This window comes from Nitrococcus sp., assembly GCF_059432795.1.
Genome location: NZ_JBXWZQ010000116.1, coordinates 52,408 through 68,182 on the forward strand (window position 1 = coordinate 52,408; position 15,775 = coordinate 68,182).

The window sequence follows — 15,775 nt, forward strand, 5'->3', positions numbered from 1 at the left end:
TAGGAAAATCTGACGTGCTTCAGCTTGTGCTGAGTCGTTCGGATTCGAAAAATTCCTGCCGGCGGCCGTGGTGGCCGGGAGACCACCCTGCGTCTGTGGCGTTTTTGCCCCGGCCGCCCGCAAGTATTGGTCCGTCGATCACAATCCGGAGGCCACGCGCAGCGCCTCGGCCTTGTCCGTTTTCTCCCAGGTGAAGTTCTCTTCCTCGCGGCCGAAGTGACCGTACGCGGCGGTTTGCTGGTAAATCGGCCGGACCAGATCGAGCATTTTCAGAATTGCGTAGGGCCGCAGATCGAAAAACTCGCGCACGAGTTCCACCAGTCGGCCCTCGGCCAACCGGCCCGTGCCGAAGGTCTCGATACTGATCGAGGTGGGTTCGGCAACGCCGATGGCATAGGAGACCTGAATCTCGCAGCGCTCGGCCAAGCCGGCTGCAACGAGGTTCTTGGCGACGTAACGACAGGCGTAGGCCGCAGAGCGATCCACCTTGGAGGGATCCTTGCCGGAAAAGGCGCCGCCACCGTGACGCGCCATGCCGCCGTAAGTATCGACGATGATCTTGCGCCCGGTCAGACCGCAATCTCCTACCGGCCCGCCGATGACGAACTTGCCCGTCGGATTGATGAGGTACTTGGTGTGGCGGTCCACCCATTCGCTGGGAAGAACCGGCTTTATGATCTCTTCTATCACCGCCTCATGCACGTCGGACTCTTTGATATCCGGGGCATGCTGAGTGGAGAGTACCACGGCCTCTATCCCGACCGGCCGATTGTTCTCGTAACGGAAGGTGATCTGACTTTTGGCGTCCGGGCGCAGCCACGGCAGCCGCCCGCTCTGGCGCACGTCGGATTGGCGTTTGACCAGTCGGTGCGCATAGGTGATCGGAGCGGGCATCAGGACGTCCGTTTCATTGGAGGCATAACCGAACATAAGGCCCTGGTCGCCGGCACCTTGCTCTTCGGGGTGCTGGCGATTGACGCCTTGGGCGATATCCGGTGACTGCTTGCCGATGGCATTGAGCACGGCACAGGCATCGCCATCAAAGCCCATGTCGCCATGGTCATAACCGATGTCTCTGACCGTGCGCCGGGTCAGCTCCTCGAGGTCCACCCAGGCGCTGGTGGTGATTTCGCCGGCGATGATGACCATGCCGGTCTTCACCAGGGCCTCACAGGCGACGCGTGCCTGTTGATCTTGGGCGAGAATGGCGTCCAGGACGGCGTCGGAGATCTGATCCGCCACCTTGTCCGGGTGGCCCGCCGATACGGACTCGGATGTAAACAGATACTGATTGATCATTATCTCGACTCTCTTCGCATAGGCCGATCGAGCATGGGGACCCCGCCCGCTGGCCAGGAACCGACTCAAGCCAGGTATTTCCAACCGGTATTGCTAAAGGAAGGAGATAGCTACGCGTGAGCATCGACACGGGCGAAGCAGCCCGCTCCTGCTCCGATTGAACCCGTTCGCTAGCTACGTCTCGACAATTCGATCAGGTGAACCCCTTGCGACGGTGCAAGGCCCTTTCACTCTTGGCAGCCGAGCCGTACTGCATGCATTGCTGGAACCTCCTTCCGTGACCGATTGCAAACGATCGTTTGTTTCGTTCGTTGGCAAGCGGCCCAACAAAAAAGGACCGGGCAGCCCCAATGCGTGGGTGTCATTGTAATGTATTGTGCGCACACACGGGATTTAACCGTGCGGCCACGAGCGAGTAGGTGAAGGCTCTACTAGTTCGGCGGTAATTTCAAGTCGGGCGCTGGGCTCACGGAATTGCCATCTTGCCTGATTCCGGCATCTCGGCGAGAATTATGCGCTGCCAACTGCGGGCCATACCGGCCATGCCTGCTCATGACATCACCTGCTGCCATACCGGTGGCGCCTTCGCGGCCCCTGACGGAGCCGAAAATTGGATCGGGAGCAAATAATGCCATCGCGCCGCGAACTTGCCAACGCCGTCCGTGCCCTGAGCATGGATGCTGTGCAACGTGCCAAATCGGGCCATCCGGGTGCCCCGATGGGCATGGCCGATATCGCCGAGGTGCTCTGGAACGACTTCCTGCGCCATAATCCCGGCAATCCGCACTGGTTCAATCGGGACCGTTTCGTCCTGTCCAACGGACACGGCTCGATGCTGCTGTATTCGCTCCTGCATTTGAGCGGATACGGTCTGACAATCAGCGACCTGCAGCAGTTTCGGCAGCTGCATTCCAAAACGCCGGGTCACCCCGAGTACGGGTACACCCTTGGAGTGGAGACGACCACCGGTCCGCTCGGGCAGGGTTTGGCCAATGCCGTGGGCATGGCGATTGCCGAGAAGGTGCTGGCGGCTCAATTCAACCGGCCGGGGCATACGATCGTCGATCACTACACGTATGTTTTTCTCGGCGATGGCTGCCTGATGGAAGGGATATCCCATGAGGCCTGCTCGATTGCCGGCACCTTGGGGCTCGGTAAGCTCATCGCCATCTACGACGATAATGGCATCTCCATCGACGGTAAGGTGGCGGGCTGGTTCACTGACGACACACCGCGTCGCTTCGAGGCATACGGCTGGCACGTGATCCCGGAGGTCGACGGCCACGACGCGGAGGCCGTGAAGGCGGCCTTGGAAGGGGCGCGCGCCGTTACCCAACAACCCACCCTCATCTGTGCCAAGACCATCATCGGCTTCGGCGCGCCGAATGTCTGCGGCAGCCATGGGGTGCACGGTGCCCCGCTGGGCGATGAGGAGATACGCGCGACGCGGGAGTTTCTTGACTGGCCGCACCCGCCGTTTCATATCCCCGAGGCGATCTATACGGGCTGGGAGGCGCGCAAGCGCGGCGCGAGTTGGGAGAAAGAGTGGAATGACGCTTTCGCCCACTATCGCGAAGCCCATCCGGAACTCGCGCGGACCTTCGAGCGGCGCATCCTGGGGGAGTTGCCGGCATCATGGCAGTCACTGGCGAGGGAGTTGCTGGAGCAAGCCGACGAGCAGAAGCGAACGGTGGCCACGCGGAAAGCCTCGCAGATGGCATTGAACGGATTCGGGCCTTATTTACCCGAACTCCTTGGCGGCTCCGCTGATCTCACCGAATCCAATAACACCTGGTGGGATGACTGCACTGCCGTAAGTCGCGAGGACGGCGATGGCAACTACATCTACTACGGCGTGCGTGAATTCGGCATGTCGGCGATTGTCAACGGCATTGCATTGCATGGCGGTTTTGCGCCCTATGCCGGCACCTTTTTGGTATTCTCCGACTATGCGCGCAATGCCGTGCGCATGGCGGCTCTGATGAAGATTCGCAGCATTTTCGTCTACACGCACGATTCCATCGGCTTGGGGGAAGACGGGCCAACGCATCAGCCGGTCGAGCATTTGGCCACCCTGCGCCTGATCCCGAACAACAGTCTGTGGCGGCCGTGTGACGTCGCGGAGACGGTGGTGGCCTGGCAAGCGGCGCTGGAGCGCGGCACCGGGCCTACCTGTCTGAGTTTGTCGCGACAGAACCTGCCCCACCAACTTCGCAGCGCCGAGCAGCTCGCGCGGATCCGCCGGGGAGGCTACGTGCTCCGCGAGGGCAGTGCCGAGCCACAGGCAATCATTATAGCGACCGGCTCTGAGGTCGCGCTTGCCGTGGACGCCGAGGAACGCCTGGCTGGCGACGGGTATCGCGTGCGCGTGGTTTCCATGCCCTCGATCGATACATTCCTCGCGCAAGAGGCCGCGTACCAGGAGTCGGTGTTGCCGCCTGCCGTAACGGCGCGACTCGCCATCGAGGCGGCGGTGCCCGATCCCTGGCTGCGCTTCGTCGGCCCGCAAGGCCGGATCCTCGGATTGTCCACCTTCGGCGAGTCGGCTCCGGGGCCGGATGTGTATCGCCAGTTCGGTCTGACTGCGGACAACGTGGTCGAGACGGTCAAGACCCTGCTCTGAGCCTTCAACGCAAACCGATCATCTAGTTAGCTGGGAGAAAACCATGGCCATAAAGGTTGGTATCAACGGTTACGGCCGTATTGGCCGCAACATTCTGCGTGCCCTCTACGAGTCGGGCCGCACCGACGAGATTCAAGTTGCTGCAATCAATGATCTTGGCGATGCCGAGACGAATGCGCATTTGACGCGCTATGACTCGGCGCACGGCAAGTTTCCGGGCACCGTAGAGGTGAGCGAAAACAATCTGGTCGTCAATGGTGATTCCATTCGCGTGCTATCCGAGCGCGATCCGAGCAAGCTGCCTTGGGGGGACCTCGGTGTCGACGTGGTGCTCGAGTGCACGGGGTTGTTCACCAACAAAGAGAAGGCCGCGGCGCACCTGGAAGGAGGCGCCAAAAAAGTGGTGATTTCGGCGCCGGCCAAAGGTGTCGATGCCACCGTTGTTTATGGCGTCAATGAAGAGACCTTGGCTTCCAGCCACACCGTGATCTCCTGTGCTTCGTGCACGACGAACTGTCTGGCTCCGCTGGTTAAGGTGCTACACAGCGCCGTCGGGGTGGAGCACGGTCTGATGACCACGATCCACTCCTTTACCAACGATCAGGTCTTGAACGACGTCTATCATAAGGATCTACGCCGCGCCCGCAGCGCCGTGATGTCGCAGATTCCGACCCAGACCGGGGCTGCAGCAGCCGTCGGCTTGGTGCTGCCCGATCTCAACGGCAAACTCGACGGATTCGCCGTGCGCGTTCCGACCATCAATGTCTCGCTCGTCGATTTGACGTTCACCGCGCGTCGCGACACGTCGGTCGAAGAGATCAACAGTGCGCTCAAACAAGCCGCGCAGGGTCCTCTGCAAGGCGTGCTGGCTTACAATGACGCTCCGCTCGTATCGATCGATTTCAACCACGATCCGCATTCCTCGATTTTCGAGGCGACGCTTACCAAGGTCATCGGTGACCGGCTGGTCAAGGTCTGCTCTTGGTACGACAACGAGTGGGGATTCTCCAACCGGATGCTGGATGTTGCGCTCAGCCTGATGAAGGCGAAGTAACAGCGGCAGGCCGTCATCACAGTGTCGCATCGATCGCAGACGCGCCGAGAGCGCGTCTGCGCCTACCTTCGGGTATCGAATTGGCGAGGAGGAGAGCAAGGCTTATGGGCCTGTTATGCATGACCGATTTGGATCTGGCCGGCAAACGGGTGCTGATCCGGGAGGATCTCAATGTGCCGGTGAAAGACGGGGTGGTGGTCGACGATACGCGCATTCGCGCCTGCATGCCCACCATTCGCCACGCGCTTGCCGGTTCCGCGAAAGTCATGCTCATGAGCCATTTCGGTCGTCCCGAGGAGGGCCGATTCGACGAGCGCTACTCCCTTGCTCCGGTCGCTGAGCGCCTCTCCGAGTTGCTCGAACGGCCGGTGCGCTTGGTGCGAGACTGGCTCGAGGGTGTGGAGCCTGCCGCCGGCGAGGTCGTTCTGTGTGAAAACGTTCGGTTCAATAAGGGCGAGCTTGCCGATGAGGAGGCGTTGGCGAAGCGGATGGCCGCGTTGTGCGATGTCTATGTGATGGATGCCTTTGGTACCGCGCATCGTGCCCAGGCTTCCACCCACGGCGTGGCCCGATTTGCTCCGCAGGCTTGCGCGGGACCGTTGCTAGTCGCTGAACTGGATGCTCTGGGTAAGGCGTTTGAGCAGCCTACCCGGCCCGTGATCGCCATCGTGGGTGGATCCAAGGTATCCACCAAGTTGACCGTGCTCGAGTCGTTGGTCGATGTGGTCGATGCGCTCATCGTCGGCGGTGGTATCGCCAACACCTTCATCGCGGCCGCCGGCCATCCGGTGGGCAAGTCACTGTACGAGCCTGATCTGGTGGACGCCGCCAAACGGCTCATGGCGGCTGCCACCGCCAAAGGCGGTGAAATTCCGATTCCCGAAGACGTCGCCTGTGCCAAGGTCTTCGATGAGACAGCCGAGGCGGTCATCAAAACCCTCGATCAGGTGGCCGAGGATGATCTCATACTGGATGTTGGGCCGCGGACGGCCGGCCGTTATGTGCAGGCACTCAAAGAAGCGCGTACGATCGTCTGGAACGGACCGGTGGGTGTATTCGAATTCGAGCATTTCGGGCGCGGTACGAAGGCCTTGGCTGATGCCATCGCTGCCAGCAACGCATTTTCGGTAGCCGGTGGTGGAGACACTTTGGCCGCGATCGCCAAATATGGCGTTGACGAGGGAATTTCGTATATTTCTACCGGCGGCGGCGCGTTCCTGGAATTCCTGGAAGGAAAGAAGCTGCCAGCCGTTGCCGCTCTCGAGGCGCGTGCCGGCTGATTCCCTTGCGGGATCGGGTAGGTAGCGGGGGCCGGCTTATTGTCTGCGCCCTGTCCCCACCGGAGATGTCAGCGGGTTTTGCCGCTGGCGTGTAGTATGGTTTTGTAGGTCACGGTTCGGCGAGCGATTGCTAAAAGGCCCTCGCTTGCATCCGATCTCCGGAGATCCCTTTGTGAGCGCTGGCGTACGTCCGCCACCGACTGCGATTATAAACGCAACTCACCGGATCCCGTACCGGAGAGAGTCCGTGTACGTTTTTTTGCCGGCGCCGGCCCCCGCAAGTGAAAAAGGTAGGCTATGGTCCGTCAGACAAAGATTGTCGCAACCTTAGGGCCTGCAACCGATCGTGAAACCGCCTTGAACGGCGTGCTGCGTGCGGGCGTTGATGTCGTCCGCCTGAATCTCTCCCACGGTAATCACGATGAGCATCGACAGCGTTCCGTTATGCTTCGTCGTGCTGCTCAACACCACAACCGTGTGGTTGGCCTGCTCTGTGACCTACAAGGCCCCAAGATACGCATCGAAAGTTTCCGCGACGGTACGGTGGATCTGCTGGAGGGGCAGGGGTTTTTTCTGGATCCTTCCCTGGCGGAGGATGCGGGAATGCAAAGCGGCGTGGGAGTCGGTTATGCGGACCTACCTCGGGATGTCGGTCCCGGGGACGTGCTGCTGCTCAATGACGGGCTCATCCGCCTGAGCGTCGATCGGGTGGAAGGCAGCCGCATTTTCACCACGGTTGAAATCGGTGGCCGATTATCGGCGCACAAGGGCATCAATCGCCTCGGGGGCGGGCTATCGGTATGCGCACTGACGGATAAGGATCGGTTGGATATCCGGCTTGCCGCGGAGCTTCAGGCGGATTATCTGGCGGTTTCCTTTCCCAAGGGGGCCGACGATATCGAGGAGGCGCGTGATCTGTTGCGCGCCGCGGGCGGCGACGCCGCGATCGTGGCCAAGATCGAGCGCCGTGAGGCGGTGGACAATTTGTCCGAGGTCATGGAAGCGGCGGATGCGGTTATGATCGCGCGGGGCGATTTGGCCGTGGAAATCGGCGACGCCGAGCTGCCGGGAGTGCAGAAGCGCATTATGCGGCTCGCTCGGGAGCGCGATTGCGTGGTGATTACCGCGACGCAGATGATGCAATCCATGGTGGATCATCCGGTGCCGACCCGCGCCGAGGTGTTGGATGTCGCCAATGCCGTTTTGGATGGAACCGATGCGGTCATGCTCTCAGAGGAATCCGCAGTCGGGCGCTATCCGGCCAAAGCCGTTGCTGCCATGGCCCGCGTGTGCGTCGGTGCCGAACGCTATGCCGAGGAGACGCATCCGCCACGCTCGGGACCGGAGCCGCATTACACACGCATTGACGAGACCATTGCGAAAACGGCGATCGCCGCGGCGAACCAGCTCAGTGTTCGGGCGATCGCTGCCATGACGGAATCCGGCGCCACGGCCATGTGGATGTCGCGCATCAACACGGACATCCCGATCTACGCACTTTCCGAGCAACCGCGCACCCGCACCAAAGTGACGCTGTATCGCGGGGTGCACCCGATCAATTTCGACCCGGCAGGCCGTGACCATGCCGCCGCGAATCGGGGCGCGGTCGAGGAGTTGCTCAAAGCGGGCGCCATTTGTGAAGGTGACCTGGTGCTGATCACGAAGGGGGATCTGGCGGGTGTTCAGGGCGGGACCAATACGATGAAAATCGTGCGGGTCGGCGATTTCATATCAGAATAGCCCTATCTGCGGTGGCAATGATCTCCTAATCGTCTCGCCGATTCACTCGGGTGGGTTGGCTGGGGTGAAGGCAGCGTGGCGGGAGTGAGGATGGATACCCCCGGCGGCCGCTATCCGATCGACCCCGTCAATCGCCGATACGCTTCCCGATATTTCTCGGCGGTTTGCGCAATGATGCGCGCCGGCAGGCGCGGTGCAGGGGCCGAATGATTCCAGCCCACCGAGTCGAGGTAATCACGCACGAATTGCTTGTCGAAGCTCGGCGGCGAACTTCCTGCACGGTAGTGATCCGCGGGCCAAAAGCGCGAGGAATCCGGCGTGAGAATCTCGTCGATAAGCAGCAGCTGGCCCTGGGCGTCGCGCCCGAACTCAAACTTGGTATCGGCGATGATAATACCGCGCCGGCGCGCGTTGGCGGCGGCCTCCTGGTAGATTTGCAGGGTCAGAGCGCGGACTTGCTCGGCGGTATCGTCGCCGAGCAAGTTCGCCGTTTGTGCGAAGTCGATGTTCTGATCATGGTCACCTGCGGGCGCTTTCGTGGCGGGAGTAAAGATGGGCTCAGGAAGCTGATCCGCCTGCCGCAGACCCCCCGGCAAGGGTATTCCGCAGACCCGCCCGCTCCGTTGGTAATCCTTCCAGGCCGAGCCGACGAGATAACCGCGAGCTACGGCTTCGATTGGCAGGGGCTGTAGACGACGTACCACCATCGCACGGGATTGCACCTGGCGTATTTCGCTGGTGTTGGTCAGTACCGATGCTAAGGAGTCTTCCAATAGATGGTTACCGATGGCAGAGCGGGTTCGCTCGAACCAAAAACGTGATAGCGCCGTGAGTACCTTCCCCTTGCCGGGTATCGGATCCGCGAGGACGACATCGAAAGCCGAAAGGCGATCGGTGGTGACAATGAGCAGACGTGAATCGTCAATTCCATAGATGTCGCGCACCTTGCCGCGCTGCAGCAGCGGCAAGCCGGTGAGTTGAGATTCGAACAAGATATCGGGCGCAGTTGGCATGAAGGGTACTGGTTGGGATGAACCTCGGTGCTTGACGCCGTGCTCGCGTATTATATCCGAGTGGCGGCGTTGAAAATTAGGCCCGTGTCGATGCGTGCTACGGGTTCCTTCATCGGCACCGTGTGGCGGGCTCAACACGCTCATACCATTTTGGACTAAGGGGGCTGAAGGTGCATAGAGCTGGAGCAGATTTTCGTGCGCTGCGCATCGCGGTGCTCACGATATCCGATACGCGCGGGCAGGCTGAGGACCGTTCGGGCGAGGCGCTTTGCCAGGGCATTGTGGAGTCGGGCCATGAGCTCGCGCAGCGGCGAATCGTGCGCGATGACGTTTATGAAATTCGCGCTACCGTATCGGCTTGGATCGCCGATTCGGGGGTGCAGGTGGTGCTCTGCACGGGCGGCACCGGTTTCGCGCCTCGAGATCGCACGCCCGAGGCTGTGAGCGTGCTCCTCGACCAAGAGCTCCCAGGTTTCGGCGAATTGTTTCGCCAATTCTCTTTGGAGGAGATCGGTACCTCTACCCTGCAATCGAGAGCCTTGGCCGGTTTTGCGAATCGCACGCTCATCGTCTGTCTGCCGGGCTCTACCGGGGCATGCCGAACGGCGTGGAAGCGCATTCTGCGCGAACAGCTCGATGCGCGCCATCGTCCTTGCAACCTGGCCGAGCTGGTGCTAGTGGATCAGGAATAGGCTGAATCGATGAGCCCACCGCGTGGCATTGTGAGGAGAAAGCAAAAGCGGTTGGGGCAGGGGGCTATTTGGTGAACCACGGACGCTAGGTGGACGGGTTGTGTCCCGGTAGTCTACCGGTTGCCGGCCCGGTATTTCCGGCATGTCTTCGCGAAAGTTGCCGTTGGACAGGAACAACACTATAAGTTTATCGTGTGAATCGAAGCCACGGCCTTAGAACGATAATTATCTGCATTTGGTATTTTGGGGGTGGTTATGGGGAGCCGTACCCAATTCAACGAGTTAATCGACAAGAGCCTGCGTACGGAAGACGTGGAGGGGATTCACCAACTCTGCTCGGCGATCGGAGAAGCCTATGGCTTCGATCATTTTATTTACGGTACCAGTTTCCCGACGTCTCTGGTCAAGCCCTTTGTTCTAGTGATCAGCGGACAACCTAATGCCTGGCGCAGTCATTATGAAAAAAACGGCTATCTTGCGGTGGATCCCGCCGTGCGTCATTGCATGCGTAGTATCAGGCCGCTGATTTGGCAGGATTTGCAACTCGATCCGCAGAGGGACGAGAAACCGTTTCGGGTGATGCACGAGGCGCGCGAGTTCGGACTCGCCAGTGGTGCCAGTCTATCGATTCGCGGCGGCCGAGGCGAAGTGGGCGTGCTCAGCTTTTCCAGCGAGCGTACCCCGCAGCAGACGCGCCCGGAAATCGAGAGCGCGATTTCGGATTTATATCTGCTCTCCGCCTACGTTCATGAAGCGGCGGGGCGATTGGTCACTCAGGGCGCGTTGCCGTTCAACCCGCCGGAACTTACCGCGCGTGAGCGTGAGTGTCTGCTTTGGGCGGCCGAAGGTAAGACCTCCTGGGAGATCGCGCGCATACTTGGAATCAGTGAACGTACGGCGATTTTTCATCTGCAGAATGCAGCGCGGCGGCTCAATGCTTCCAGCCGTCAACAGGCCGTGGCGCTTGCGATTTCTCAGGGCCTCATATCCCTTCAACTCGGCTAGAAGCCACCCCTCAGGCAGCCGCTCCCGAGATGACTTCCCATGAGTTCGCTCCGGGATCACGCGGTGGGAATTCGCGTCCGATTACGCGTCTGGACACCCATAGAAACCTGAATAGAAATTTCGGGCTATGAAAAAGGGAAATCCCCGATATTCGGTTCGACTGATCTTCGTCGTTTCAAGAAAGTGAGCGATTTGCTTTTCCGTTGAATCGGTGCGTACTTGCGAGAGTATTTCGAGACACGATCCAAATAAAAATTTTGATCGTTATACAAGTTATTATTTTTTCTGGAAGAATCAGAGGTGGGCGGTGTGGCGACGGATGAGTAGAGCTGACTTGGTGCACCCCGTCAACCGGGCAAGGTCTTCAGAATCGATTCGACTCACGCGTTCGGATGAAAGCAAACGGCTGCAAACCTGTAATAACTTACAGTTATGAGGCCGTTGTCGTTTCCGTTTACTGGATGTTAGCGGCATAAAACAGTCGGCATGGAACGGGGATTTAGATGCAGGAAATGCTCATCGGGAGACCGTCCGATTGCGTCTTCTCTCCTGAGTCACTGCGAGCGCTATACCGGTTTCGCCATCGGGTGTTCAAGGAACGTCTAGGGTGGCAGGTTCCCAGCCGCCATGCTCTGGAAGTGGATGCCTATGATGCCCTTGATCCCGTATATACCGCTTATTTTCATCGCGGGTCGATCATCGGGACATTCCGATTGCTGCCGACCAGTGGTCCCTACATGCTGCGGGATGTTTTCGCCGAGATGCTGCGGGGCGAGCCGGCACCTTGTGCCGGCGATGTATGGGAGCTTTCGCGGTTTGCCGTCGAGCCGGCTCACCGCCACGCAGGGGGGCAGCTGACATGCTCCCAGGACTTGTTTGAGCTTTTGCGTGCTTGCTATGGCTTTTCTTGCTCCCAAGGGATTCGCGAGCTCGTATTTGTCACCAGCGTGGCGGTCGAACGGATGCTGCGCAGTTTGCGCTTCCCGTTGGTGCGGTTCGGTGACGGTGCGCCGACTCAGCTTGGCGAGGTGCTCTCGGTTGCGTGTCGAGTCCCGATTAGCGCTGAGTTGCATCAGGTGCTGCACCCGTTGCCCTACGAATCCGTACTCGAGGGGGCGGCGTAGTCGCGCGGCTAGGCGATTGCTACGGTTGTTGGGCGCAAGCGCGCCCGTTGGTTAGAAGCGCCGAGGCATGGCAGTGGCGTCGTTACTTCGACGATGCATCGATATATAGAAGAACAGCACGCAAGCGATTGAGGCTACGAGAAGGGTGACGATCAATGGCTGCCCGAGTGCCACGCATCAGGCCAGAAGCGTTTCATTCCATAGTGCGGCCTGGCGTTGCCAGCGAAAGCCCGTTGCCGAGTGACGACTGCGGCTTCCCTGGGCCCGCTGCCTTTATCGACGCGGACGGGCGTCTCACGCGAAGCAATACGGATCTCGCCGCGCTGCTTGGCTACCGCTGCGAGGACATCGACGGCCGGGCGGTCGTCGAACTGCTGCAACCCGATTTTCGAGCTCGCCTGCAGGATGTGCTCAAGCATCTGTTGCAGCGCGAGCGCATGCCCTGCATCGAGAGCCTGGTGCTGTGCTGGCTGAGCCGCCACGGGCAAATCATACCGACCCGGGCGAATTTGGAGGTAATCGGCGGCGAGCGGCCAGTGATTAGGCTGCAGGTCGCATCCGGTATCAGCCCGGAGCCGCCCCCCACCGACCCATGGTTCGCCTCGGAGTGGTTCCAAAGCATGGTCGAGGCGGCCACGGAAGCTTTGCTGTTGGTGGACGGCAAAGGGGTGGTGCGATTCATCAATCGCAGCGGCGAAAACCTCTTTCGCCAGTCGCGCGGCAACGCGCTCGGCCATAGCGTGGAACAACTGCTCAGCATGCCCATACCGGATATCAGCACGGACGCACGTACGGTGACCGGTCTGCTCTGCGATGCGCTTCGCCTGGGTTGTCAGGAGCAGCTCGCGTTATGGGGCGCGGGCGGGGATGGCGGCGGTTTCTCGGTGGTCGTAAGCGTAATTCCTCTCGAAGATTTCCCCGAACCCATGGCGCTATTGCAGGTTCACGATTCTACCGAAGAGCAACAACGCGAAGCGCGATTGCGGCACTTGATCAATTTTGACGCGGTGACAGGATTGCCTAATCGGGCGCTTTTCACCGACCGGCTCAGGGTGGCTGCAGCGCGTTGCGCGCGCGGCGAGAGTAGCCTTGCGCTGGGGTATATCGATATTGATCGGTTCAAGGACTTCAATGAAACCCTTGGGCATCGCGCCGGCGATGACGTACTGCGCGAGATCGCGCGGCGCATCAAGCGCCAGGTAGGCGACGAGAACACGCTAGCCCGTCTCAGTGGCGACGAATTCGCATTGTTGATCGAAGGCAATCAGAGTGCCAATGAAATTAGAATCTTGGCGCGAAGTATCCTGAACGCCATTTCCCAGCCGTTTTTCATTGCTGAACATGAGTTGTTCGTAACCGCCAGCTCGGGTTTCGCCGTATACGATCGGGTCGATGACGAGCCCGCCGATTTGTTGCGCAAGGCCGAGATCGCGATGTATCGCGGCAAGTCCCAGGGGCGCAACAATTTTTGTTTCTACACGGCCGCATTTGAATGCGGCGTCTCGGACCGCCTGCGGCTGGAGGCCGAGCTGCGTCACGCGCTGGAGCGCCAGGAATTCATTGTCTACTATCAGCCGTTGGTCGAGGTCCGGGGTCATAAAGTCGTCGGGCTCGAGGCGCTGTTGCGCTGGCGGCATCCGCAACGAGGACTGATCACGCCGGGCGAGTTCATCCCGATGCTGGAGGAGACCAAGCTGATCGTGCCGGTGGGGGAGTGGATCCTGCACGAGGCTTGCCGCTTCTTGGTCACTTTGTCGCGGGATCTCGGTCGACCGCTTCGTCTGGCCGTGAATGTTTCCGCCGAGCAGATCCGCCATTCGGGTTTCGCGCGGTCAGTCGAACGGGTGCTCGCGGCAAGCGGCCTACCCGCATCGGCGTTGGAGCTCGAGTTGACCGAGACCCTGCTCATGGATCACACGGCGTCGGTGCATGCCAGTCTGGCGGCGCTCAAGCAGCTCGGCGTCGCCATCGCGGTGGATGATTTCGGTACGGGTTACTCATCACTGGCTTATTTGAAGCGCTTCCCGGTATCGGCGCTCAAGATCGACCGTAGCTTCATCGCGGATGTATCGGGTGGCAGCGACGACAGGGCCATTGCAGGCGCGATCATCGCCATGGCGCAAAGCCTCGGTCTCGGCGTGGTAGCCGAGGGGGTCGAGAGCGAGAGTCAGGCGCGTTTTCTGCGCCAGTGGCCGGGGATCGTGGTCCAGGGTTTCTTTTTCGCACCGCCGGTGCCAGCCGCCGAGGCGCGCGTTCGCTGGTCAGGCCGTTTAGGATAGGCGCCATTCGGCTGCGCGCTCCGGCCGGCAACGCGACCGTCTGTCACACCACGCGGCGCCTCATTCACTGCGCCGCGACCCCCGTAATTCCCCGATTTCCCCATAGCAAGCATTGGTTCGGTTGCAGGCGGGCGCCGGCCGCTTCAGGGTTGGCTCTCGTGGCGGGTCTTTGTGCCGGGCGCACTTCGTCTGCCGGCTGAAAATTGACCGCGATTAGGTTAGAGTACTCTACCCTCAGGGAGCAGCGAGTATCGGGGTGATACGCTATGCGGGATTTTAAGGTGGCACCGTCCATCCTCTCGGCCAATTTCGCACGTTTGGGTGACGAGGTTCGGCGTGTGCTGGATGCGGGCGCGGATATGGTGCACTTCGATGTAATGGACAATCACTATGTCCCCAACCTTACGATCGGCCCGGTGGTCTGCAAGGCGTTGCGGGAGGATGGCATCACCGCGGACATCGATGTCCACCTCATGATTAAGCCTGTCGACGAAATCGTGCCGGCTTTTGCCAAGGCCGGTGCAAGTTGGATCACTTTCCACCCGGAGGCCAGCGAACACATCGACCGCACCCTGCAACTCATTCGCGACAACGGCTGTCGTGCAGGTTTGGTGTTCAATCCCGCGACACCGTTGGATTACTTGCGCTATGTCATCGACAAGGTGGACATGGTGCTGATTATGTCGGTGAACCCCGGTTTTGGCGGACAGACGTTTATTCCCGCCGCTCTCGAGAAGCTGCGCGAGGCACGTTCGCTGATCGACGCGAGCAACCGCCCGATTCGGCTGGAGGTCGATGGTGGGATCAAGACCGACAACATCCGTGCCGCGGCCGAGGCGGGTGCGGATACTTTCGTCGCCGGTTCCGCGATCTTCGGAGCGGACGACTATCAACAGGTGATTAGCAATATGCGTGCCGAATTGGAAACGGTGGCCGCTTGAATAATAAAGGCATGTTCTCTGGCATTCATGTCGTGTTGTTCGATCTCGACGGCACGCTGGTGGATACCGCTCCCGACTTGGCGGCTGGCGTGGATCACATGCTCGAGTCCCTGGGCCTTGCACCGGCGGGTGAAGCGCGGGTGCGGACCTGGATCGGCCACGGCGTGAATCACCTCGTCAAACGTGCGCTCGAGGCAGCTACCGGCAGGGAACGGGAGCTTTTCGAACGCGGCCTGGGGCTGTTCCTGGATTACTACGCCGATCATCTCAGCGATCGCACCTTGCCCTACCCCGGGGTCGTCGCTGCCCTCGATGAGCTGGTGGAGCGTGGTCTGCGTCTGGGGGTGGTAACCAATAAGCCCGCCCGGTTCACCGAGCCACTCCTGGAGTCGCTCGGCCTGAGAAAGGCGTTTCGCACGGTCGTAAGCGGAGATGCGGTAACCGAGAAGAAGCCTGCCGCGGAGCCATTGCTACGGGCCGTGGAAATATGCGGCGGTGAGACGCAAAACGCGATTATGGTCGGTGACTCGATGACCGATGTCGAAGCGGCGCGGCGGGCAGGTCTGGGCTTCGTTGGAGTTCCGTACGGCTATAACCATGGCGACGAGACCTTTTTGACCGCCCCCGATGTCATGATTCAATCGCTAAGCGAGCTTCCGGCATTGCTCGAAGGCAATACACAGGCAAATGCAGCAGTTGACGGTCACCACCTACGATAACGAGGC

General features: G+C 60.3%; 12 protein-coding genes. 10 read left to right on the forward strand and 2 right to left on the reverse strand.

The window, feature by feature from the left end:
- Positions 1-138: 138 nt before the first annotated feature.
- On the reverse strand, positions 139-1,299 hold the full coding sequence (gene metK / locus AC52Q4_RS09035; protein ID WP_495536465.1) for a methionine adenosyltransferase: 1,161 nt from the start codon (positions 1,297-1,299) through the stop codon (positions 139-141).
- A gap of 628 nt (positions 1,300-1,927) precedes the next feature.
- On the opposite strand from metK, the gene tkt reads away from it, so the two are divergent.
- From tkt to pyk, 4 genes are all read left to right on the forward strand, one after another.
- Positions 1,928-3,922 carry a transketolase gene (gene tkt / locus AC52Q4_RS09040; protein ID WP_495536466.1) on the forward strand — a complete coding sequence of 665 codons (1,995 nt, stop codon included), beginning with the start codon at positions 1,928-1,930 and terminating at the stop codon, positions 3,920-3,922.
- Positions 3,923-3,965: 43 nt separating this feature from the next.
- Positions 3,966-4,976, forward strand: a complete 1,011-nt coding sequence (gene gap, locus AC52Q4_RS09045) for a type I glyceraldehyde-3-phosphate dehydrogenase (RefSeq protein ID WP_495536467.1) — start codon at positions 3,966-3,968, stop codon at positions 4,974-4,976.
- 104 nt (positions 4,977-5,080) lie between these two features.
- Entirely contained in the window at positions 5,081-6,256 is a 1,176-nt protein-coding gene (locus AC52Q4_RS09050) for a phosphoglycerate kinase (protein ID WP_495536468.1), read from the forward strand.
- Between the two features lie 297 nt (positions 6,257-6,553).
- Positions 6,554-7,996, forward strand: a complete 1,443-nt coding sequence (gene pyk / locus AC52Q4_RS09055; RefSeq protein ID WP_495536469.1) for a pyruvate kinase — start codon at positions 6,554-6,556, stop codon at positions 7,994-7,996.
- Between the two features lie 110 nt (positions 7,997-8,106).
- Here pyk and AC52Q4_RS09060 read toward each other — a convergent pair whose 3' ends face one another.
- Positions 8,107-9,009 (reverse strand): phosphoribosylaminoimidazolesuccinocarboxamide synthase, encoded by a 903-nt coding sequence (locus AC52Q4_RS09060; protein ID WP_495536470.1) that lies wholly within the window; start codon positions 9,007-9,009, stop codon positions 8,107-8,109.
- Positions 9,010-9,173: 164 nt separating this feature from the next.
- Here AC52Q4_RS09060 and moaB point away from each other — a divergent pair, with 164 nt between their 5' ends.
- From moaB to AC52Q4_RS09090, 6 genes are all read left to right on the forward strand, one after another.
- A complete protein-coding gene (gene moaB, locus AC52Q4_RS09065) occupies positions 9,174-9,701 on the forward strand; it encodes a molybdenum cofactor biosynthesis protein B (protein WP_495536489.1) in 528 nt (175 codons plus the stop codon).
- A gap of 255 nt (positions 9,702-9,956) precedes the next feature.
- On the forward strand, positions 9,957-10,706 hold the full coding sequence (locus AC52Q4_RS09070; protein ID WP_495536471.1) for a LuxR family transcriptional regulator: 750 nt from the start codon (positions 9,957-9,959) through the stop codon (positions 10,704-10,706).
- 503 nt (positions 10,707-11,209) lie between these two features.
- Positions 11,210-11,830 (forward strand): acyl-homoserine-lactone synthase, encoded by a 621-nt coding sequence (locus tag AC52Q4_RS09075; RefSeq protein WP_495536472.1) that lies wholly within the window; start codon positions 11,210-11,212, stop codon positions 11,828-11,830.
- 233 nt (positions 11,831-12,063) lie between these two features.
- Positions 12,064-14,109 (forward strand): putative bifunctional diguanylate cyclase/phosphodiesterase, encoded by a 2,046-nt coding sequence (locus tag AC52Q4_RS09080; RefSeq protein WP_495536473.1) that lies wholly within the window; start codon positions 12,064-12,066, stop codon positions 14,107-14,109.
- A gap of 266 nt (positions 14,110-14,375) precedes the next feature.
- Positions 14,376-15,050, forward strand: coding sequence for a ribulose-phosphate 3-epimerase (gene rpe, locus AC52Q4_RS09085; RefSeq protein ID WP_495536474.1), 675 nt, complete (start codon positions 14,376-14,378; stop codon positions 15,048-15,050).
- Positions 15,047-15,769 (forward strand): phosphoglycolate phosphatase, encoded by a 723-nt coding sequence (locus AC52Q4_RS09090; RefSeq protein WP_495536475.1) that lies wholly within the window; start codon positions 15,047-15,049, stop codon positions 15,767-15,769. Before rpe ends, AC52Q4_RS09090 begins: the two co-directional genes overlap by 4 nt.
- Positions 15,770-15,775: the final 6 nt, after the last annotated feature.